Origin of the sequence: Rhodococcus sp. 14-2496-1d (assembly GCF_002259365.1) — a bacterium.
GTDB lineage: Bacteria > Actinomycetota > Actinomycetes > Mycobacteriales > Mycobacteriaceae > Rhodococcoides.
In genome coordinates this window covers 138286-159638 of sequence record NZ_NPFV01000013.1, presented here as the reverse complement: position 1 = coordinate 159638, position 21353 = coordinate 138286, and the positions used below count along the sequence as shown (strand labels likewise).

Below are 21353 nucleotides of genomic sequence, written 5' to 3'. Positions count from 1 at the left end.
ACCCTGGAGTTTAGGTTCCGTTCATGTATTGGACCAATCCGCAGCCGATGCGCAACTGTTTCGTGATATTCGGAGCGGATTCACAGCCGAACAATTCGACTGTCTCGTTCACGCGAAATTATTCCGAGAAAAGCATCTCGGTTACAACTGTTGCACTGGGGGTAGGAATGAGATTGGGTTGAACCCTACGAATGATCCGCAGTAGGACGAACGTGCCCGCATCACACGATGGGTACGGCGTCGTTAGAGAAGGGAACCACGTGTCCGAGTACACCTTGCCCGACCTTGATTTCGATTACTCCGCCCTCGAGCCGCACATCTCGGGCGAGATCAACGAGCTTCACCATTCCAAGCACCACGCCACCTATGTCGCAGGCGCCAACACCGCGGTCGAAAAGCTCGCCGCAGCGCGTGACAACGACGATCATGCAGCCATTTTCCTGCTGGAGAAGAACCTCGCGTTCCACCTCGGTGGCCACGTCAACCACTCCATCTGGTGGAAGAACCTCTCGCCCAACGGTGGCGACAAGCCCGAGGGTGAGCTCGCTGCCGCGATCGACGACCAGTTCGGTTCGTTCGACAAGTTCCGCGCACAGTTCACCGCTGCCGCCAACGGCCTGCAGGGCTCCGGCTGGGCAGTTCTGGGCTACGACTCGCTCGGCAAGAAGCTGCTCACCTTCCAGCTCTACGATCAGCAGGCCAACGTGCCGCTCGGCATCATCCCGCTGCTCCAGGTCGACATGTGGGAGCACGCCTTCTACCTGCAGTACAAGAACGTCAAGGCCGATTACGTGAAGGCGTTCTGGAACGTCGTCAACTGGGCCGACGTCCAGGCTCGTTTCGAGGCCGCGACGTCGAAGACCCCGGGTCTGATCTTCCCGTAACCGAGGAGATCGCCGACAGTCGAACAACTGCGAGACAGGGCCACCGCATCCATTGCGGTGGCCCTGTCTCGTCGAACGACTTTTGCCTTCGCTGCCGCAGGGATCGCCCGAATAGAGGCGATACCGTGGTCGAGCATCGCGAATGCCCGGCAGAGCAGGGGGCGGCTACGTCTCGGCTGGCACTCTCCCCATCTTGTGTGCCAGCCGTTTTCACGTCATTCTCTTCCTACCCAACGTCGTGTACCCGGCTTCGAGCCCTGTACCTGTCTGGGAGGAATGCGCAATGGACGATCGAGATCTCATCGGTGTCTCGCCTTTTCACGCCGCCGGTCTGCTGCGCGGATTCGTGATCTCCGGCCGCTGGCCGGACACCACCAAGGAATGGGCACAATTTCTGGCCCTCGCCGTGCGGGTGGCCTCGATGCCGGGCCTGTTGGCGACGTCGACGGTGTTCGGGGTGCGGGAGGAGTTGCCCGACGACCCCGCGCCGGGGACGGTCGGCTTGGTCGTCGCCGAGGGTCCGGTGATCGGAGATTTCGCGTTGGCTCCCGGACGGTTCGCCGCGCAGCAACCCGCCGCATTGCTGATGCTGCATCCACCGTCGGAGACGACACCGACACTCCCGGAGTGTGCGGGCGCGGCGTCCGGCTGCGTTCTGCTCCCCGGTCTTCCGCATCTCGGCCTCGATCACCGGGCGGCGTGGGTGGAGGCCGAATCCGACGGCACCGTGACCTCGATGGTCAGTCGGGTCGGCCTCGATCCGATCAGCGATCCCGACACCGCAGTTTTGGCAATGCTCCTCGCCTCCTGACCGCTCCCCGCACACGATTTTTCGGGTGCCCAAACTTATTGGCGCATTGGACAATTCGCGAAACGGCACTTAAAGTCGTCTACAGCGAAGGGGAGTAGCCCCCAATCAACGTGTCGACATACTGGTCGTAAAACTGCGACCCGGCACCTGAACCGGTTCTTCCGGTGGGCGAGACCTTCGGTCCGTTCGACGACCGAGGAGTCTTCTGTGCTGTCCGCATTACTGTTGAGTTTCGCTGTCATTTTCGTCGCCGAGCTGGGTGACAAATCCCAGCTCATGGCCATGACATTCGCCCTGCGCTACAAGTGGTACGTCGTCATCGGCGGCATCACCGTCGCCACCACCGTCGTGCACCTGGTCTCGGTCGCGGTCGGCCACTTCCTCGGGGTGTCGATTCCCACCGAGCTGATCTCCATCGTCGGCGGCGTCGCGTTCGTCATCTTCGGACTCTGGACGCTGCGCGGCGATTCCCTGTCCGACGACGAGGGCGCGAAAGCCTCCCGGGTCACCAAATCCGCGTTCCTCGCGATCGCCTCGGCGTTCTTCCTCGCCGAGCTGGGCGACAAGACGATGCTGGCCACCGTCACTCTCGCCGCCGACAACGACTGGGTCGGCGTCTGGATCGGCTCGACGGTCGGCATGGTCGCGGCAGATGCACTCGCCATCGTGGTCGGCGCAGTGCTCGGAAAGCACCTGCCGGAACGCATCATTCAGTACGGCGCGGCCATCCTGTTCTTCGTCTTCGGTGCCGTCCTGTTCTTCGAGGGCCTGATGCCGGGCACCGCAGCCCCGTACATCGCTGCCGCAGCGGTTGTCGTGATGTCCGCCGTCGTCGTCGCCGTGTTCGTTCGGCGCTCCCGCACCCGGGCCGCACGTGAATCGGAGAAGCAGACCACCATCGAACGCGCCTGACCTTGGTTTACACTCCTCTCCCGGGAGGGGTGCATGGACGACGACCAGCAGGTGAGCACGACCGACGCGGCGCACCACTCGACCGATCGGCTGATCAGAATCACCGGCCGATTCGTCGGTGTCGGTTACGGGGCGTACCTGCTGCTGTTGATTCCCGATATCGCACGCACCGGAAACGTCGTTCCCGGGTGGTGGACTCCGACGACAGTGGCCGTCGTGTTCGGCACCGGATTCGCCTTCGCGGCCTCCACATTTCACCCCAGCATCGGAGTGATTCGTACGGCCGGATCCATCGCCGCGCTGGCGTTCCCGGTCATGGCCGCGCTGTGGTGGACTGCCTGGGACGGCGTGACGTTCGATCAGGGGGGAACGTTTCTCGCGGCATTTCCCGGCGTGGCGGCACTTGCCGCTGCGACGGTGTGGCACCCTGTCCCGGCGTTCGTTCACATGACCGTCAGCGTCGTTCTCGTACAGCTCTCCAATCAAGCCGTGCGAGAACCGTTCCCCCGCAGCAACATCGTCGCGGAGATCTGCTTCGCAATGATGTTCTGCACGGTGTTCGTCGCCGCAACACTGGCCGCGGTACGTACCGGACGCATTCTCGACGCCACGATCTCGACGACACACGACGACGCAGCCCGGGCGGCTGCGGCCACCGCGCGCGAGGTCGAGCGCGAACGGTTGGACGCGCTGATCCACGACGAGGTCATGTCCTCACTGCTCGCCGTGGCTCGCCACGGCCGCACGCCCAGCCTGGCGCGTCAGGCCCGCTCGGCTCTGATGCATCTGGATGACCTGACCACAGGAACCGTCCTCGAAACGTTCTCGGCCGACGAGGCTTTGGCTCAGCTCCGTTCTGCCGCAACGACGGTCGACGAGTCGATCGAATTCACCGTGAAAGACGACTCGCTGGAGCGCACGGAGCAGTACCCGGTCGAGACAGTACGAGCCATCGCTGCCGCACTGGCCGAAGCGTTGCGCAACAGTCTGATTCACGCACAGGCATCGAAACGATCGGTCACAGCCCGGCTGGCTCCGTCGACGGTGGAGATCACCGTGATGGACGACGGCATCGGCTTCGATCGACGCTCGGTGCCGCCCCACCGACTCGGCGTCGCCGTCAGCATCGAGGGCCGGATGCGTCAGCTCGACGGCGGATCTACCGACATCGTGTCCTCCGCCGCAGGCACCATCGTGCGATTGGGCTGGAAGCGATGAACGGCGAGGACGTTCGCGATCTGCTGTCGATGAAGTCGGCGGCTGCATATGCGGTTGCCGGATTCTTCATCTTCGCGTGCCTGGTGTGTGCATCGACGACCCTGACCGGGGTGTCCGCGGTGTGGCCCGAATACGCGGCGGTGCTGGCGCTCTCGGCCGCGGTCATCCTGTTGCTCCGCGCGCCGGGTGACCCGCCGAGCCTGCGGTCGACCGTACTGATGACCCTATCGGGCCCGGTGGCAGCCGCCCTGGTCTTCGCAGTGGTGCCGGTACCGCTGAACGGGAGCCTGCAGACGTGGCCGCTTGGCATGCCACTGGTGATCTACACCTTCATGTGCGTGCGCGGTCGGACGCTGGCCGCGTGGGTCGGGTTGACACTGACCATGTCCGTGGCCATCGGATGGGCGGTGGTGACGGGTCAGGGATTTCTGTACGGACTTTCGTTCAGCGCCATCAACATCGCGCCGCTGTTGATGTCGACGTTCTTCGCGTTCACCATCCGTCCGCTGGCCGCGGCAATTTTCGAGCTGCGCAGGCAGTCGACGGTGCGCATCGCGTCCCAGGCTGCCGCGGCGGCAGTTCTCGAGGAACGCGACGCTCGGCTGGCCAGTCTCGACGCCTTGGCCCGTCCGCTGCTGCAGCGCATCGCCGACGGTCCCGATCCCACCGACGAGGAGATCCTCGCGTGTCGGCTGCTCGAAGCCGAACTTCGCGACACCCTGCGCGCCCGCGGTCTGGTTCGGCCCGACCTCGCTCGCGCGGCCAGGTCTGCGCGGGCCCGCGGGGTGGAGGTGATGCTGCTCGACGACCGATCTCCGAACGCTCTCGACGACGACGCCCGAGAACGCATCGTGGCCGCCGCGTCGAGCGCACTCGATGCCGCCGAAGCAGGCGCGGTGACGGTCCGGCTCCTACCTCCTGGCCGCCCCGTGGCGGCGACGATTCTGCTCGACGACCTGGGCGACGGTGCACACCGAGTCGAGTACGACCACACCGGGCGCAACCGAAGCTGACGGCCGGGTTTGGGCGCAGACCGTCGTGGTTACCCTGCGGCGGACCAGTTGGTCTGCCGCACCGGCAGCCGATGAACGGAGCCCAGCAATGCCTCTCGATCGTCGATCCTTCCTGATCGGATCCGGTGCCGCCGCAGTGCCGTTGCTGCTGGCGGGGTGCGGTTTCGTCAAGTCCAGCCCGTCGCAACAGGCCGAGGGCACGCTGACGTTCACCACGTGGGGAACCGACGCCGAGTTGGCCGGCTTCCGAGCCTCGATCAGCGCGTTCGAGGCGGCCAATCCCGGGTCGACGATCACCCTCAACGCGGTGCCGTACGAGCAGATGTTCACCAACATCGACGCCCAACTCCAGGCGGGCAATCCGCCCGACATCTTCCGCGTGCCGTACTACACGTTCGGCGCGTATGCAGGCCGCGGCCAACTGCTGGATCTGTCGCCGCTGTTGGCGTCGGACACACGTGATCAGTTCACGCCGACGGCGTGGGCTGCGGTGCAGAACGGCGGAATTCCCTACGGCCTGCCGCACCACACCGATACCTCGGCAATTCTGGTGAACCGAAACCTGTTGTCGCAGGCCGGTATCGACTCGGTTCCGACCACTCTGGACGACGCCTGGACGTGGGACGAGTTGGTGTCGATCGGTGACCGACTGCGTTCCTCGCTGCCGGCGGACCAGTATCCGTGGGCCTACAACTGGCAGGGCAACGGTGTCACCCGCTGGCTCAGCCTGCTGTTCCAGGCCGGCGGATCCTTCCTGGCCGAGGACCAGAAGACGCCACTGATCGACTCCGACGAGGCTCGACGGGCCGTCGAATTCTCGTCGTCCTTCTTCTCCAAGGGCTATGTGCCGGCCAACAACACCATCGCGTCGTCGAGTTACGCCAGCGAGGCCTGGTTCTCGCAGTCGGTAGCCATGGTCTGGTCGGGTGCGTTCCAATTGCCCGACGCCGATGCCACGGCCAGTTTCGATTGGACGGCCACCTATGCGCCGCGAGATCGCCGGGGCGGCGGCGACTTCGGCGGCAATGCACTCGTGGCGACGTCGCAGACCTCTCAGCCGGAGCTGGCGGCGTCGTTCCTGGAGTTCGTCACCCAGCAGGAGCAGATGCGGAACTTCTGCCGGGCCGCCTCACTGCTGCCGACGCGCAACGACCTGCTCAACTCCGACCTCGAGTTCGATGTTCGCTCGGAACTGGCTCCGATCTTCGCGGCACAGGCGACCACCGTGCAGCCGCAGGATGCAGCGCAGGTGGCATCCCCGTCGATGTCGGCGATCATCCCGGTTCTGAAGGAGCAGCTCGATCTCGCGTTCGCGGGTTCGCAGGATGCCGCTGCCACCGTCTCCGCGTTGCAGAGCGGAATAGCCGAGGTCACCGGCGCATGACAGCCGAACCGATCACCGGGGCCGGGCAGAAAACCGGGCCAGGGCCCGAAGCCGAGACCAAGCGCGCCGGGGCCAGGAAGGAGGCGTTCGCAGCCGCCGGGTTTCTCGCCCCCAGCTACGCACTGTTGGCGGTGTTCGTGCTCGTTCCCCTCGTCGCCGCGTTCGTCGTCAGCCTGCAGCAGACGGACGGATTCGGTGCAGGCGAGTTCGTCGGCGCAGCGAATTACGCACGCCTGGTGGAGGATCCGCTGTTCTGGCGGGCACTGATCAATACTCTGCTGTTCACCGCGTTGGTGACTCCGCTGTCGATGCTGTTCGGTCTGATCGCGGCCGTACTGCTCAATTCCGCGCTGCCCGCCCGGCCGCTGTGGCGCTCGCTGGTGATCCTGCCGATGGCCGTCTCCGGTGTGGCGACCGGCCTGATCGGCATTCTGGTGTTCGACCAGAACTCCGGTGTGCTCAACAATCTGATCGGGTTCCTCGGTCTGCCCGCCATCGACTGGCAATCGTCTCCAGGGCCGGCGTTCGCATCGATCGTCATCGCCACCGTGTGGTGGCGCACCGGGCTGAACATGCTGATCTACCTGGCCGGCCTACAAGGTCTCGGTCCCGATCTGTACGAGGCGGCCCGGTTGGACGGTGCCAACGCGTTCCAACGCTTCCGGAACGTGACGGTGCCGCTGCTCGGTCCGACGTCGTTCTTCCTGCTGGTGCTCAACGTCATCTACTCGTTCCAGGTGTTCGATCTGGTCTTCGTTCTCACCGGCGGCGGACCGGGCGGGGCGACATCGGTGTTGGTCACCTACGCCTACGAGACGGGGTTCGTCACCCGCGATCAGGGTTACGCCGCGTCGATCGGCATGGTGCTGTTCCTGTTCGCCCTCGTCTTCGCCGCCGCACAGTGGCGCGCGAGCCGAACGAAGGATCTGGTCGAATGAGTGGGCCGAGGAACGCGTCCGCTCGCCGGGCACTGGTACTGCGCACGGTGGTCATCGCCGTCATCGGCCTGATCACCGTCGCTCCGCTGTATTGGATGCTCGCCGTGGCGTTCTCGACTCGCGGCGAGTTGCTGGGCGGCGGCGAACTGCGCCTGTGGCCGCGCCAGGTGACGTGGGAGAACGTCACTCGCGTGTTCGACTCGTTCCCGGTCGCGACGTGGCTCGGCAACTCGATCGCCATCGCCGTCGTGGTCACGATCATCACCGTGGTCACGAGCCTGCTCGCGGGATATGCGTTCGCGCACTTGAGGTTTCGGTTCTCGACGCCACTGTTCTTCATCGCGCTGGCCACGTTGGTGTTGCCCGTGCAGGTGATCATGGTGGCACTGTTCCGCATCGTCGTCGGCCTCGGCCTGTACGGCACGTACTGGGCGGTGATCCTGCCGAGTTCGGCGTCGGCGTTCGGGCTGTTTCTCGCACGCCAGTTCATGCTCGGCATTCCGCGTGAGCTGCTCGAGGCGGCGCGTCTCGACGGTGCCGGGCATTGGCAGATCTTCCGGCGCGTCGTGCTGCCCCTGTCGGGACCGCTGATCGCTGTCCTCACCTTCATGAGCCTGCTGCAATCGTGGAACGATTTCGCGTGGCCACTGATCGCGCTGCGGGAGAACGAGTTGTTCACCTTGCCCATCGGCCTGCTGTACCTGCAGGGCCAGGCGAACAGCGACTACGGTGCCACGATGGCGTTCGCGCTGATCAACGTCGTGCCGATGGCACTGCTGTTCCTGTTCTTCCAGAAGTACTTCATCGCCGGATTCGCGCGCAGCGGGATCAAGTAGGTCCCATCCAGGGTGCCTGAAGGTGGGTGAGGTGTCCCGCCGGTTATGGTGCAAGCGACTACGAGGTCGCTGCCTGTGCCGCGGCCCGCCACCGTGAGCGAAGGGGATCGTACGACGTGGAGATTTCAGGAACAGCAGCACTTGTCACCGGTGGAGCGTCGGGCCTCGGTGCCGCAACGGCCGCTCGTCTGGCCGCCGCAGGCGTCACCGTGTTCGGGCTCGATCTGCCGCAGTCCATCGAGCGCGCCGGAGACAGCGTCCCGGCCGGGGTGACTCTGCTGCCCGCCGACGTCACCAGCGAGGCCGAGGTCGAGGCCGCCCTGGACACGATCGTCGCATCCGGTGTGCCGCTGCGCATCGTCGTCAACTGCGCAGGCGTTGGCTGGGCGGGCCGCATCCTGTCCAAGAAGGGACCGCACGATCTCGAGCTGTTCCGCACGGTCATCACCATCAACCTGCTCGGCACGTTCAACGTGATGCGGCTGGCCGCGAACCGGATGCAGTCACAGTCGACCGTCGACGATGCGGGCCAGCGCGGCGTCGTCATCAACACCGCATCGGTCGCCGCCTTCGAGGGCCAGATCGGCCAGATCGCCTACACCGCCTCCAAGGGCGGCGTACACGCGATGACCATCACCGCTGCCCGCGACCTCGCGCAGGTCGGCATCCGCGTCAACACCATCGCGCCCGGCATCGTCGACACCCCGATGCTGGCAGGCGTCACCGAGGAATACCGTCAGGGCCTCGAGGCGTCGGTACCGTTCCCGTCGCGCCTGGCTCAGCCCACCGAGTACGCGCAGCTGGTGCAGATGATCGCCGAGCACGACTACCTCAACGGTGAGACCATCCGCATGGACGGTGCGATCCGTATGGCTCCGCGCTGACCACTGCCCACTCCGCGTGGCCCCGCCGATCGACGCGGGGTCACGCGCGAGCGCGCAGGTCCGCCACCGTCGGGATCTCCTTCTCCGCACGGTCGGACATCCACTCGCGCAACACTTTCGTGGCCAGAACGTCGTCCTCGTTGTAGACGAGCAGTCGCTCGCGCTGCGTGTGGTCGGGCTCGTCGTCGTATCCGACGGCTTCCCGATACCAGCCCATCGACGCCTCGCCGCCGGCCTCGTCGTCACGCCACGCGAATCCTGCGACCGGCGCAATCTTCTTCAGTCCCTTGCCGTTCGGGCAGATGAACTGATCGCTCACGGCCTGGTAGATATCGACCCACTGCTCACTGTCGATGAACTCGCGGATCTGCGCCTCGGTCGGCACCCCGGGAACGTCGGCGAAGCGGCGGGCCGAATCGAGCAACCACTTGTCCTCCGCCTGCCGTGAATAGCAGTACGCGGCAAAGGTTTTGCCGCGCGCGGCCGCATCGGCCCTGGTGTCCATCAACCAGTTCCAGAACACCGCGAACGAGCGGCCCTCGTCCACGGTCGGCAGCGGATCCCAGGTGACGAAGCCGCGATAGGTCGGCGGCGGGCCACCCGCTTCGGTGAGCAGCGTGCCCCACAGGTACGCGCCGTGTTCCTGATAGCTCTCCATGTCCACGTCCACCTCGACGTCGGCGCGGCGCACCGTCACGGTCTCCGAGCGCCGCAGCAACGGCACGTCGGCTCGCCAGGCCAGTGCCGCGGACACGGCGTCGTCGAAGTTTCCGAAAGGCCACTCCTCCGGTGCCGGGCCGGTCCACTGCGCCAACTCGTCGATGGTGCGCACGCCCGCGCTGCGCAGCACATCGGCGCGGGAACCGGAGGCCACCAGCGAAACGTCACGAACGGCCTCGAGTTGCGGCTTGCAGTCGAACCACCACGAACAGGATCGGCACTCACTGACCTGGGAGGGAACGGTGAACGCGGTGCCCTGCGCAACCGAGAGCCGGTCTGCGAAGCGGGTGTCGTATTCGTCGAGGACCGAGGTGAGATCGTGCACCAGCATGCATTCGCCCTTGTAGCCCACCGCGCCGCCGACGGGCGTGGCCGTGGCCAGGCCCTCGTGCGCCAGCATGCGATACAGGTGAGCGAGCCGGAGCTGGTCGCGGAGTTGGCTGCGCACCTTGCGGGTCTCGTCGATCGCCGGAGACCATCGATCGAGCGGGGTGGTGCGCGCGCCGCGGCCGGGGTCGGTGACCTTGTGGTTGACCACGATCACCGGGATGTAGCCGCCGGACGCGTCGCGGACGAGCAGTTCGCTGCGCCCGCGTCGACCGGTGTCGCGTTCGAGGGGCAGTACCGCGTTCCAGATGCGTTCCACTCCGTCCCGACAAGCGGCGACGGTGGCGTCGGCAGCGTCTCGGGCGGTGGGCTCGTCGATCTCGGTCCACAGCATCGGATCGTCCACGGCCAGCTGCGCGCGGATGTTCTCCCGGTGGGCCTGAGCTGCTTCGCGACGCTGCCGCACCCCTGGGTTCTCGGGTTCACCGCGCAGCAACGTTCCGTACGCGGTGTCGAGATAGAGCCGGTGCCTGCACCGCGTCAACGATCCGGCATCGAGCAGCACGGGTGCAGGAGCTCGTCGACCGTTCACACTTCAAGACATTAGGTCAGCCCTCCGACAGCCGGTGCAGATCACCGCCCGTCAGCCTGCGAACACCACCGCCCGATAAGGTGTGTGGAACGCACTTTTCCCGCCCAGCAGCACATGTCAGGAGCCTTGTCGATGGGTTTGTTCCGCAAGCGTAAGGGTCGTGCCACTCGCAAGGCAGAGGCCAAAGCTCTCAAGCACAAGGCAACACTCGAAGCGAAGCTGGGCGCGAAGAACGAGCGCAAGCAGTTGAAGGCGATCGCCAAGGCACAGCGCAAGCTCAGCGCGGTGGAGGCCAAGTCGCAGAAGAACGTCGAGAAGGCGCAGGTCTCTGCCCTCAAGGCTCAGCAGAAAGCTGCGATGCAGGGAACACTGAGCGTGGCTCAGATCCGCAAGTATCTCGGTATTGCCCGGCTGCTGATTCCGGTGTTGGCCCCCATCCTCTACCGCGGTGCGACCGTCGTTCGTGCGCAGCTCGACAGCCGCAAGGCGCAGCAGCTCGGTGTCGCACCCGATCAGCTCAGCGAGTACACCGGCCACGGCGGCAAGCTCAGCGCACGGATCGCCGGTGCCGAGAAGTCGCTCGGCACCATCGGTGCGCGCCACTCCGATCCCGAGACCAAGAGCTTCGGTGCCGCGATCAGCGAGCGTCTCGACGATCTGACCACCGCTGTCCGCGCATCCGAGCAGATGCCGCCCGCTCGCCGCAAGACCGCACACGCCGCTATCTCCGCAGAGCTCGACGGCATCGAGGCCGATCTGCTCGCCCGTCTCGGCGTGCGCTGACCCCTGAACGAACCGATGACCGACAGCTCAGCCGCCCCGCTTCGCGGCGGAGCTGTCGGTATCGTCACCGCGGCGCTCGCGGTGGCCGCACACGGCATGGCCGGCGGCGACTGGCCCGACGGTTCTGCCCTGGCCCTGCTGATCGTCGTCGGCATCGGTGTCGGTGCCATGACAGCCCTGCCCAGGCGTTCGACCGTTCTGCTGCTCCCGGCTCTGCTGACCGGCCAACTCGTCGCCCACATCGCGCTGAGCCTCGGCAGCGCAGCTCAGATGCACGCACACTCCCTGCTTCCCAGCACAGCCATGATCGCCTTCCACGCGGTCGCCTCGGTCGTCACCGGATTCACGATCGCCGCAGCCGAGCGCCTCTACGGCCCGATCACCTCCATCGTCCGAGCGGTTCTCGCCCTCCTCACTCCCCTGCCCGACGGTTCCGCCGTCGGTCGCGTCTCCATGTCCGTCGCGGTTCCGTCGGTGGACGGCACTGCGCTCGACTGGGTCATCTCTCGTCGCGGGCCCCCGGTGTCGATCTACTGACCGACATTCCTTTTCCCGCACATCTCTGCACAGAAATGACCCAATCCATGAAGAGCTCTCTTTCCCGTGCCCTGTTCGTCTCAGGAGCCACCGTCGGCGCGTTGCTGATCGGCGCAGGCGCAGCGTCCGCACACGTCGTCGTCTCGGCACCCGACGCCGCGCAGGGCGGCTACTCGGTGCTGACGTTCCGCGTTCCCACCGAGTCCGATACTGCCTCGACCAGTTCGGTCAAGGTGACCCTGCCTGGCTTGAATTCTGCTCGTACGCAGCCCATCCCGGGCTGGACGTCCACCGTCGAGAAGGACTCGGCCGATCTGGCCGTGTCGGTGACGTGGACGGCGAACCCCGGTTCCGAGGTCGGCCCGGGCCAGTTCCAGCAGTTCCTGCTCTCCGCGGGACCGCTGCCCGAGCAGGAGACCGTCTCGTTCCCGGCCACCCAGACCTACACCGACGGTGAGGTCGTGAACTGGAACGAGCCGATGACCGAGGACGGTAGCGAGCCCGAATTGCCCGCTCCCACCCTGACTCTGGCCGCGGCCGGCGGTGATGCGCACGGCAGCGCCCACACCGAGACCACCGCAACAGCCGAGGCATCGGCGGAGTCGTCGTCCTCCGACAACACCGCTCGCTGGCTCGCCGGCGTCGGACTGGTACTCGGAGCCGTCGGCGCAGGTCTGGGCATCGGCGCGACGATCAGGGCGCGGCGCTCGTGAGATCGCTCGTAGTTTCCACGAAGGCACTGCTCGTCTCGGCCGCAGCACTGCTGGTGCTGTTGATCGCCGCACCGATCGCATCGGCGCATTCGCAGGTCACCGGGTACAGCCCGGCCGACGGCTCCTCCCTCGACTCGTCTCCGGCGACGGCGTCGGTGTCGTTCAACGAGGTGCCGCAGTCGCAGTTCGCCACGCTCAACGTCGTCGGGCCCGACGGCAACATCTGGTCGAAGGGCGACGCACGCATCGAGGGCCAGAGCGTCGTCGTCGACGTCGGTGAATTGGGACCGATCGGCGAGTACACCCTCGCGTACCGCATCACCTCGGCCGACGGTCATCCCGTGAGCGGCACGGCGACGTTCACGCTGACGCAGGAAGGTTCCGGTACTCCCGGGGCACCGGCCGACGCGTCGGGCACCTCGGAGGAGTCGGATGGCGGATTCCTCGGCGGCTACGGACACATCGTGTTGATCGTGGTCGCGGTTCTGGCCTTCGCGGGCGCGTTGGGGTTCGCCCTGCGCAAGCCGAAGACCCAGAAGTAGTACCGACGTGGCTGCGGTGGGCGAGAGAAGCGTTCGGTTGGTGCTCGCCGCCGCAGCTGCGGCGTTGCTGGGGGTCGCGGCGGCATTCGCGCTGGCGTACCCCACCTTTCCCGGTGGGTCGTCGTGGCTACGGGTGATCGCGGTGGCGTCGGGCTCGGTGGTGTTGGGGTTCGGAGTTCTCGCTGTCCTGGACGCCAGTTCCGAGTCCCGACGCCCCGCCGTCGACCCGCTGGTGATGTGGCGCGCGATCGGCTATCTGTCGGGGCTGTGGGCGGTGGCCGAGTTCGTTCTGCTGGCCGCTGCGGCAGCCGATTCGGCCGGGCGTACGCCACTGACGTTGTCGCCGAGCGCTTTCACCACGTTCGCCACCTCGATCTCGGTGGGCCGTCTGGGTTCGGCGACGGTGATCCTCGCGCTCGCTCTGTGCGCCGTCGGGGTGGCCGGGTATCGGTCGCGGGCGAGCTGGTCTCCGACTCCGGTGATCGTGCTGGCGTCCCTCGCCCTGGTGGCGCGGCCGATCACCGGTCACATGTCGCAGTTCGCGTTCGGCTCCTTCGCCGTTGCCGTGCATGTGCTGTGCGCGTCGGTGTGGCTCGGTGTACTGGGTGCGATGGCGCTGAGTCTACGGAGCAAATCGGCGTGGGCGACTCTGTTGCCGGTCTATTCGCGGGTCGCGTTCTGGTGCGTCGTCGGGGTGGCCACCACCGGGGTGCTGGACGCGATTCTGAAGCTCGACAGCCTCGGCGCCGTGGTCGAGACCGGTTACGGCCGAATCGTTCTCGCGAAGGTTCTCGCCACGGTGATCCTGGTCGCGTTGGCTCACCGGATCCGTGGGACGTGGTTGCCGACCGTCGCAGCACACCGATCCACGGTGGAGCACTCGGTGGGACGAGCGGCCGCACACGTCTGCCTGCTGGTGGTGGCGTTCGGCTTGGCCGCGGCGCTGGCGACCACCGCGTGAGCCGGCGGTAGGCACAACCGTGTCGGTGCGCTGTACTAGCCTGAGTGCATGCCGAAGTTGACTGTGGTGCCGGGTGGATCCTCGGCACCTGCGCTCGGCCGCATCCACACTGTCGCAGAGTTCTTCGCCGGTATCGGCTTGGTGCGAATGGGCTTGGAGCAGGCCGGTTTCGAGGTCTCGTGGGCCAACGACATCGAGCGCGACAAGCACCACATGTATCGCCAGCACTTCGGTGACGATGCAGGCCATTTTCAACTCGGCGATGTTGCCCACACCCGGGGAGACGACCTGCCCGACGATTTGTCGTTGGCGTGGGCGTCGTTTCCGTGCACCGACCTGTCGTTGGCCGGGGGCCGCGCCGGTCTGGCGGGCAAGAACTCCTCGACGTTCCGGCATTTCACGCGGGTGTTGAGTGAGCTCGGTGCCGCTCGGCCGAAGGTGGTGGCGCTCGAGAACGTCGTCGGGCTGGCCACCAGTCACGGCGGCGACGATCTGGCCGCAGCGGTGCGAGAACTCAACGAGCTCGGCTACTCGGTCGATGTGCTCACCATCGATGCTCGACGCTTCGTTCCGCAGTCGCGTCCACGCCTGTTCCTGATCGGCGCGCAGAATCCCCCTGAGGATGCCCGCGATCCCAACAGTGAGCTGCGGCCGGATTGGTTGCAGGCGGTGTACGGCGATTCGACGTTGCTGACCCACCGGGCTCCGTTGCCGAGTCCGCCGATTCCGTTGACCAGCGGCCTCGGCGATGTGGTCGAGCGCATGGACTACCGAGACGATCGGTGGTGGGACACAGCCCGTACCGCGGCGTTCGTGCAGTCGTTGTCGCCGATTCAGTTGCAGCGCATCGAGATTCTGAAGAAGTCCCGCAAGGTCAGCTACCGCACCGCCTACCGTCGCACCCGCAACGGCGTCGCGGTCTGGGAGGCCCGGCCCGACGACATCTCCGGCTGCCTTCGTACCGCCCGCGGCGGTTCGTCGAAGCAGGCGGTGGTGAAGATGGGCAACGGCCGGTTGCAGGTGCGTTGGATGACGCCGCTCGAATACGCTCGCCTGATGGGTGCCGGCGAGTACACACTCGACGGTCTACGAAACAACCAGGCGCTCTTCGGTTTCGGTGATGCGGTGTGCGTTCCCGTGGTCACGTGGCTCGCGGAGCACTACCTGATGCCACTGGTCAGCGGAACGATGCATGCATCGAATACAGCTGCGGCGCATGTCCAGTCACGGTAAGTCCTCGCTGCGGTCGTCTGCCGTCGCGCCGCGCAAGAGCACTCTTCCCGCGGACGATGTGCAGTCCTTTCGCGCGGCCCTGCGAGAAGTGCTGAGCGAGAGGGACGATCAGGGCCGGGTGTGGTCGGCGGCCAAGTGGGGCGTGTATGCGTTCTACGATTACGACGGCGAGCCGATCTACGTGGGGCAGACCAAGGAAAAGCTCAGCGTTCGGGTGCAGCGTCACCTGACCAACCAGCGCACCGACGCCGTCGCGATGCGGGTACTCGACGTCTTCGAGGTCGCGGAAATCGAGATCTGGCCGCTGTGGCAGTACGAGGATCTCAAGAAGTCCGACGGAGCAGAACGATTCCGCGCAGCCGAGCGTGATCTGAACGCTCACGAGTACACGGCGTACCTCGAGGCCATCGACAAGTCTCGACACAAGGCGATCCTGAACGAGAAGATCCCACCGGTCTCGGAGCCCATCGCACTCCCCGCGTCGCTGCGTCGGTCGCTGATCTCCGAGCAGACCCGCCGCGAGCGCGGCCACCCCGACATCCGTATCGCGCGCCGTGCCGAAACCATCTCGCGATTGGCAGCGGTCACTCGCGAACGTGGCGAGGTCTCCGAGGGTCTACGACGCGTCTTGGTGGTCCAGGCCGTGCGCCTGGCCTACCTGTCGGCCGAACGGCTCGCCTTCGTCGAGGGACATCCCATCCCCGATCCCGCCGCGATCGACGTCACCGCCCTGGTGGGTTCGGTGCTGCACGAGCGCAGTGAGCCTGACGATCCCGAAGACACGGAAGATGCGATCGAGTCCGCGGACACCACCGAGCCCTACGGCGAGTTGGACCTGTTCAGCGAGTACTGACTCGCGCCGCCGTAGGCTCGCCCTGTGCCGCTTCCCCCTCACGTCGCCGATCTCACCAGCATCGATCTGCTGCTGTCGGTGGCCGAGCTCGGCAGCATCGGGCGAGCGGGTAGAGCCCACGGCATGTCTCAGCCCGCGGCCAGTGCCCGCATCCGCGCGCTGGAGCGCCGTGTCGGCGCGCCGCTACTGAAACGGGGCGCACGCGGGACCGTGCTGACCGAGTTCGGCGAGCTCGTCGCCAGTTGGGCCGCGCCGGTCGTCCGGTCGGCAGAGGACTTGGCGACGGCGATCGCCGCACTGCATGCCGAACGCATCGGCCACGTGCAGATCGCCGCGAGTCAGACTGTCGCAGAGTATCTTCTGCCGCGCTGGCTGGTCACGCTGCACACGCTTGTCCCGCACATCGTGCCGACGCTGAGCTCGGGTAACTCGACAGTGGTCGCCGAGAAGGTGCTCGCAGGCAATGCCGACGTCGGTTTCATCGAAAGCCCCAGTGTCCCTACGGCTCTGGATCACCGGACCGTTGCCACCGACGAACTGGTGCTCGTGGTGGCACCGGACCACCCCTGGGCCGTCACTGCGCCGTCGGCCGCCGAGATCGTCGGCACCGCCCTGGTGACGCGGGAGGCCGGGTCTGGGACGCGCTCGGCCTACGAAAGCGCCTCGGCAGCAGCGGGTCTCGGGCAACCGGCCTCGCCGCTCCTCGAGGTCTCCTCGACGACGGCGATCAAGTCCGCGGTCGGAGCGGGAATCGGCGGAGCCGTGCTGAGCTCACTGGCCGTCGCTCCCGAGCTGGCGGCCGGGACCCTGGTCCGCGTACCGATTCCAGGACTGACACTGCATCGTGAACTGCGGGCGATCTGGCCGTCCGGCCGCGCGCCGAGTGGACCCGCCGCCGAGTTGCTCACCGTGGCTGCGAAGGCGCAGCCATAGCCCTGGGTTATGACTGAGTGTTGAACCGGTGCCTACCGAGCCGGCACGGCACCCCGCAGGCTGAAGACATGACCGTGACAGCTCCTACCCGCGTGGTGCGCCGCCAGCCCTTCGAGCACATCACCCCCAACTGGTTCGCCGCGGTGATGGGGACCGGCATCGTGGCCACCGCGGCCGCGACGTTGCCGGTGCAGTCCGCGGCTCTGCACGTGTTCGCGGTCGCAGTCTGGGTCTGCGCAGCTACGGCGCTCATCGTGATCGGTGCGGCCTTCGCGATGCACTGGATCGGGCACCGCGACCGAGCTGTCACCTATGCCCGGCACCCGGTGATGGTGCAGTTCTACGGCGCTCCGCCGATGGCACTGCTCACCGTCGGCGCGGGAGCAGGCCTCCTCGGAGTGGACCTGCTCGGATCCACCGCGGCGACCGCGCTGTTCGCCGGTCTGTGGATCGCCGGAACGATCGCCGGTCTGCTCACCAGCGTCGTGGTTCCCTATCGCATGATCACGTCCGTTCACCGAGAGCAGGTCACAGCCCTACCCGCATGGCTGATGCCCGTCGTTCCGCCGATGGTCTCCGCGTCGACCGGGGCGTTGCTGCTTCCGCACCTACCCGAAGGCCAGTGGCGGCTGGCGCTGCTGTGCGCGTGCTACGCAATGTTCGGACTGTCGCTGATCGTCGGGATGATCACGCTGACTCTGATCTACGGGCGGCTGCTGCACGGCGGTCTACCGCCCGTCGACGCGGCTCCCACTGTGTGGATCTCGCTGGGGTTGATCGGTCAGTCGATCACGGCGGCGAACCTGCTCGGCACCGACGCATCGATGGTGTTCACCGGTGCACAGTCGTCGATCGCCGTCGGATTGCACGTCTTCGGCATCGGCTACGGGCTGATCATGGGCGGCTTCGGTGTGCTGATGTTCGCGCTCGCGACGGCTCTCACCGTTCACGCGGCGCGCAGGAACCTGGGGTTCTCGCTGACGTGGTGGTCGTTCACCTTCCCCGTCGGCACGTGCGTCACCGGGGCGAGTGCCCTGGGACAAGCGCTGAATTTCGGTGCGGTGCAGGCTCTGGCCGTTGCCCTGTACCTCTTGCTGCTCGCCGCCTGGTTCACCGTGGCCACCCGCACTCTGCGCGGTATCCGGCGCGGAGAGTTGTTGTACCCCGCCTGATCTCACATGTGCGAGAGCACGTTCACCACGTTGCCGTCGGAGTCGCGAAAGAAGAATCGGCGTACGCCCCACTCCTCGTTGGTGATCTCGTAGACGATCTCGAGTTCGGCGTCCATCGCTGCCCGGTACGCCGCGTCCACGTCGTCCACTTCGATCGACGCCGACGGGTTGACCGGTCCGGTGGGATCGATGGTGATCAGGCTCAGCTGCGCCGCACTGTCACCCGACGGCGCGAGCGTGGCGATCCACCCGTGATTCATCACCACCTCCATGCCGGTGACCTGGACGTACCTGTCCAGCGCCGCATCGAGATCGGTGACCGTGAGCAATGGCATCGCGCGCACAACGTCCATGCCCGGACTGTATCGCCCACCCCCGACCGCGGATCGGCTCCCCAGTTTCGGATTTCCGACTGCGATCGGAGGCCGGGATCCATATCCGAGGAGCCGATCCGCAATCCGGCTCCAACCCTGTGACCCACCAGACAGGAATAATGTTTGCTTAGCGCATGTATGTATATATATGGTTGCAGACAGCAAGTAAATGGAACTCATCGTTGGAGCACTCATGGCAGTTCGATCCACTACAGCGGAGTCGCTGGTCGAAGAGGTCTTCCTCTTCGGGCGCACGCTGAAGCGGGCCGTGGCCACCGGAGTCGAGGATTCACCCCTGCCGCAGGCCCTGACCGGAGTGTTGGCCATCCTGGCGACCGAGGGCGAATGCAGACAGACCGACCTGGCCAGCAGGCTCTGCGTCAGCCAGTCCGCCCTCAGCCGGCAGATCGCGGACCTCGTCGACCTCGGCTACATCGATCGGCATCCCGATCCGGACGACCGAAGGGCGTCCCGGGTCTGTGTGTCGGACGTCGGCCAGGTTCGACTGAAACAAATTTGGGACAGACGCGCACGTCGCCTGGCAGAGATGCTGAGCGGCTGGAGCGAGTCCGAGGCACTCGATGCACTCGACTCGATCCGCAAACTGAACGACACCTTCAACGAAGACGCCCACGCCCATCACCAGGACGTGGTCCGCATTGAATCGATTGCGAGATAGAACATGACTACATCTGCGGAAACTCCGCCCAATCAGGCAGTCGTCGATCCCGACGCGATGTCGCACCGCCAGATCCTCGAGGCACTCACCGGCCTGCTGGCTGCGCTGTTCACCGCGCTGCTGAGCACCACGATCGTCTCGACGGCGCTGCCCACCATCATCGGTGATCTGAAGGGTTCGCAGACCGCGTACGCCTGGGTCATCACCACAGCCCTGCTGGCCAACGCCGCCTCCACTCCCATCTGGGGCAAGCTCGCCGACCTGTTCAACAAGAAGGTGCTGGTCCAGAGCGCGATCGTCATCTTCGTCGCGGGCTCCCTGATCGCCGGCTTCGCACACAACGTGCCGGTACTGCTGGCTGCCCGCGTCGTCCAGGGCATCGGCATGGGTGGTCTGACGGCACTCGTCATCGCCATCATCGGCACCATCGTCTCGCCGCGTGATCGCGGCCGCTACTCCGGCTACACCGGAGCGGTCATGGCCGTGTCGATGTCCGGTGGCCCGATCCTGGGCGGCGTCATCGTCGACAGCCCCCTCGGCTGGCGTTGGTGCTTCTTCGTCTGCGTGCCGCTTGCTGTCATCGCCCTCGGACTGCTGCAGAAGACCCTGCACATCAAGACCGTTCGCAAGGACAACGTCTCCATCGACTGGCTCGGCGCACTCCTGCTCACCGCAGGCGTTTCCGTTCTCCTCGTCTGGGTCTCGTTCGCAGGCAAGGCGGACTACTACGCCTGGATCTCCCGTGAGACTGCCTACCTGGTGGGCGGCGGAGTTCTGCTGCTGATCCTGACGGTCGTCGTCGAGGCTCGGCACAAGTCGCCGATCATCCCGCTCAAGATCGTCACCGAGCGCACGACCGGCCTGGCCATCATCGCCTCCATCGCCGTCGGTGTCGGCCTCTTCGGAGCCACCACCTTCCTCGGCCAGTACTTCCAGACCGCTCGCGGCTACACCCCGACCGAAGCCGGATTGCTCTCCATCCCACTGGTGTTCGGCATGCTCGTGGCCTCCGTCGGTTCGGGTCAGCTCATCACCAAGTTCGGAAAGTGGAAGCCGTTCATCGTCACCGGATCCATCCTGCTGGTGATCGGATTCCTGCTCCTGGGCACCATCGATCACGCCACCAGCCTGGTCACGGTCGGCATCTTCATCACGATCGTCGGCCTCGGTACAGGCATGCTGATGCAGAATCTCGTTCTCGCAGTGCAGAACACGGTCAGTGTGCAGAACGTCGGTGCGGCATCGTCGACGGTTGCGTTCTTCCGCACCTTCGGCGGCGCGATCGGCGTCTCGGTTCTCGGTTCCCTGCTGGCGACCCGGGTGGCCGACAAGTCCGCAGCCGGCCTGGCCCAGCTCGGCGTCGACAGCTCGTCGGGCGGCGGTGGATCGCTCGATCTCACCTCACTGCCTGCTCCGGTCCTCGAAGTCATCCGCACCGCGTACGGTGATGCGACCGGTCGCATCTTCATGATCGCCGGGTTCGTCGCGATCGTCACGCTGATCGCGGTCGTCTTCATTCCCAATCGCCCACTGCGCCAGACGATCGACATCGCGTCGACCCCTGCCCAGGGACCCAAGGATGAGCCGCAGGACCAGCTCGCCGAGATTCCCTCCTTCGGTGCCACCCAGGATTACGTCTCCGCCGAGTACGACACCGACCGTCGCTTCGAGGGCGGCCGCGCCGAGGGTCGTCACGAGGCGCAGCCGGGGCAGCGCCCCTTCGAGGGGCTGAGCACCGACGCACGTGACCGGCTGCTCGCCCTGCTGCTACCCGAGCCGAAGGACACGCTGGCGGCACTGGACGAGGCCGAGACCATCCGCGCCGAAGTGATTGCACTGCAGCAGGAACTCGACGCGAGAATGCTCGATTTCGATGCGGTCTGCGAGCGGCTTCGTCGCCTCGGACTCAGTGAGCAGCAGATTGCTCGGGTGTTGGGAGACAACCACATTCCCGACAGTCGCAATCACTACGCACACGCCGGACTGAACGGACACAGCGTCAACTAGGCTCGCGCGTCGACGAAAGTTCCCCGCACCCCCACCGGGAGTGCGGG

Annotated in this window: 22 protein-coding genes; 20 read left to right on the top strand and 2 right to left on the bottom strand. The window is 66.0% G+C overall.

Annotation, left to right across the window (positions count from 1 at the left end; genetic code table 11):
* Positions 1 to 260 precede the first annotated feature (260 nt).
* The 9 genes from CH296_RS10570 (at position 261) to CH296_RS10530 (ending at position 8880) form a co-directional block, all read left to right on the top strand.
* Complete coding sequence (locus tag CH296_RS10570; protein WP_045197953.1) at positions 261 to 884, top strand: superoxide dismutase; 624 nt, start codon at positions 261 to 263, stop codon at positions 882 to 884.
* Between the two features lie 283 nt (positions 885 to 1167).
* A complete protein-coding gene (locus CH296_RS10565; RefSeq protein ID WP_032397122.1) occupies positions 1168 to 1695 on the top strand; it encodes a hypothetical protein in 528 nt (175 codons plus the stop codon).
* Between the two features lie 207 nt (positions 1696 to 1902).
* A complete protein-coding gene (locus CH296_RS10560) occupies positions 1903 to 2607 on the top strand; it encodes a TMEM165/GDT1 family protein (RefSeq protein ID WP_032397121.1) in 705 nt (234 codons plus the stop codon).
* 33 nt (positions 2608 to 2640) lie between these two features.
* Entirely contained in the window at positions 2641 to 3825 is a 1185-nt protein-coding gene (locus CH296_RS10555; protein WP_094684671.1) for an ATP-binding protein, read from the top strand.
* On the top strand, positions 3822 to 4838 hold the full coding sequence (locus CH296_RS10550) for a hypothetical protein (protein ID WP_094684670.1): 1017 nt from the start codon (positions 3822 to 3824) through the stop codon (positions 4836 to 4838). Before CH296_RS10555 ends, CH296_RS10550 begins: the two co-directional genes overlap by 4 nt.
* An 88-nt stretch (positions 4839 to 4926) precedes the next feature.
* Positions 4927 to 6222: an ABC transporter substrate-binding protein gene (locus CH296_RS10545; protein ID WP_094684669.1), complete on the top strand. Its 1296-nt coding sequence runs from the start codon at positions 4927 to 4929 to the stop codon at positions 6220 to 6222.
* The gene (locus CH296_RS10540) at positions 6219 to 7160 is read left to right on the top strand and encodes a carbohydrate ABC transporter permease (RefSeq protein WP_094684668.1); all 942 of its coding nucleotides are present in this window, start codon (positions 6219 to 6221) and stop codon (positions 7158 to 7160) included. Before CH296_RS10545 ends, CH296_RS10540 begins: the two co-directional genes overlap by 4 nt.
* Positions 7157 to 7996 carry a carbohydrate ABC transporter permease gene (locus CH296_RS10535; RefSeq protein ID WP_032397117.1) on the top strand — a complete coding sequence of 280 codons (840 nt, stop codon included), beginning with the start codon at positions 7157 to 7159 and terminating at the stop codon, positions 7994 to 7996. Before CH296_RS10540 ends, CH296_RS10535 begins: the two co-directional genes overlap by 4 nt.
* 116 nt (positions 7997 to 8112) lie before the next feature.
* Complete coding sequence (locus CH296_RS10530; RefSeq protein WP_032397116.1) at positions 8113 to 8880, top strand: SDR family NAD(P)-dependent oxidoreductase; 768 nt, start codon at positions 8113 to 8115, stop codon at positions 8878 to 8880.
* A gap of 40 nt (positions 8881 to 8920) precedes the next feature.
* On the opposite strand, the gene CH296_RS10525 is transcribed toward CH296_RS10530, so the two are convergent.
* Entirely contained in the window at positions 8921 to 10489 is a 1569-nt protein-coding gene (locus tag CH296_RS10525) for a TM0106 family RecB-like putative nuclease (protein ID WP_094684694.1), read from the bottom strand.
* Between the two features lie 162 nt (positions 10490 to 10651).
* Here CH296_RS10525 and CH296_RS10520 point away from each other — a divergent pair, with 162 nt between their 5' ends.
* The 9 genes from CH296_RS10520 to CH296_RS10480 all read left to right on the top strand — a co-directional run bounded on the left by CH296_RS10520 (position 10652) and on the right by CH296_RS10480 (position 18246).
* Entirely contained in the window at positions 10652 to 11302 is a 651-nt protein-coding gene (locus CH296_RS10520; RefSeq protein ID WP_032397385.1) for a DUF6474 family protein, read from the top strand.
* Between the two features lie 15 nt (positions 11303 to 11317).
* The gene (locus CH296_RS10515) at positions 11318 to 11839 is read left to right on the top strand and encodes a hypothetical protein (protein ID WP_094684667.1); all 522 of its coding nucleotides are present in this window, start codon (positions 11318 to 11320) and stop codon (positions 11837 to 11839) included.
* Between the two features lie 47 nt (positions 11840 to 11886).
* Positions 11887 to 12552: a YcnI family protein gene (locus tag CH296_RS10510; RefSeq protein WP_094646465.1), complete on the top strand. Its 666-nt coding sequence runs from the start codon at positions 11887 to 11889 to the stop codon at positions 12550 to 12552.
* A complete protein-coding gene (gene mprA, locus CH296_RS10505) occupies positions 12549 to 13094 on the top strand; it encodes an MprA protease, GlyGly-CTERM protein-sorting domain-containing form (RefSeq protein ID WP_045197945.1) in 546 nt (181 codons plus the stop codon). The genes CH296_RS10510 and mprA overlap by 4 nt, the downstream gene beginning before the upstream one ends.
* 7 nt (positions 13095 to 13101) lie before the next feature.
* A complete protein-coding gene (locus tag CH296_RS10500) occupies positions 13102 to 14055 on the top strand; it encodes a copper resistance D family protein (RefSeq protein ID WP_256980408.1) in 954 nt (317 codons plus the stop codon).
* Between the two features lie 48 nt (positions 14056 to 14103).
* Positions 14104 to 15288, top strand: coding sequence for a DNA cytosine methyltransferase (locus CH296_RS10495; RefSeq protein ID WP_254923916.1), 1185 nt, complete (start codon positions 14104 to 14106; stop codon positions 15286 to 15288).
* Entirely contained in the window at positions 15248 to 16141 is an 894-nt protein-coding gene (locus tag CH296_RS10490) for a GIY-YIG nuclease family protein (RefSeq protein WP_218830251.1), read from the top strand. Before CH296_RS10495 ends, CH296_RS10490 begins: the two co-directional genes overlap by 41 nt.
* A gap of 24 nt (positions 16142 to 16165) precedes the next feature.
* A complete protein-coding gene (locus tag CH296_RS10485) occupies positions 16166 to 17074 on the top strand; it encodes a LysR family transcriptional regulator (protein ID WP_094684666.1) in 909 nt (302 codons plus the stop codon).
* 68 nt (positions 17075 to 17142) lie between these two features.
* Positions 17143 to 18246, top strand: coding sequence for a TDT family transporter (locus CH296_RS10480; RefSeq protein WP_094684665.1), 1104 nt, complete (start codon positions 17143 to 17145; stop codon positions 18244 to 18246).
* Between the two features lie 2 nt (positions 18247 to 18248).
* Here the strand turns inward: CH296_RS10480 and CH296_RS10475 are convergent, their stop codons facing one another.
* Positions 18249 to 18599, bottom strand: a complete 351-nt coding sequence (locus tag CH296_RS10475; protein ID WP_032397112.1) for a VOC family protein — start codon at positions 18597 to 18599, stop codon at positions 18249 to 18251.
* A gap of 214 nt (positions 18600 to 18813) precedes the next feature.
* On the opposite strand from CH296_RS10475, the gene CH296_RS10470 reads away from it, so the two are divergent.
* Complete coding sequence (locus CH296_RS10470; RefSeq protein ID WP_094684692.1) at positions 18814 to 19299, top strand: MarR family winged helix-turn-helix transcriptional regulator; 486 nt, start codon at positions 18814 to 18816, stop codon at positions 19297 to 19299.
* Positions 19300 to 19302: 3 nt separating this feature from the next.
* Complete coding sequence (locus CH296_RS10465; protein ID WP_256980407.1) at positions 19303 to 21306, top strand: MDR family MFS transporter; 2004 nt, start codon at positions 19303 to 19305, stop codon at positions 21304 to 21306.
* Positions 21307 to 21353: the final 47 nt, after the last annotated feature.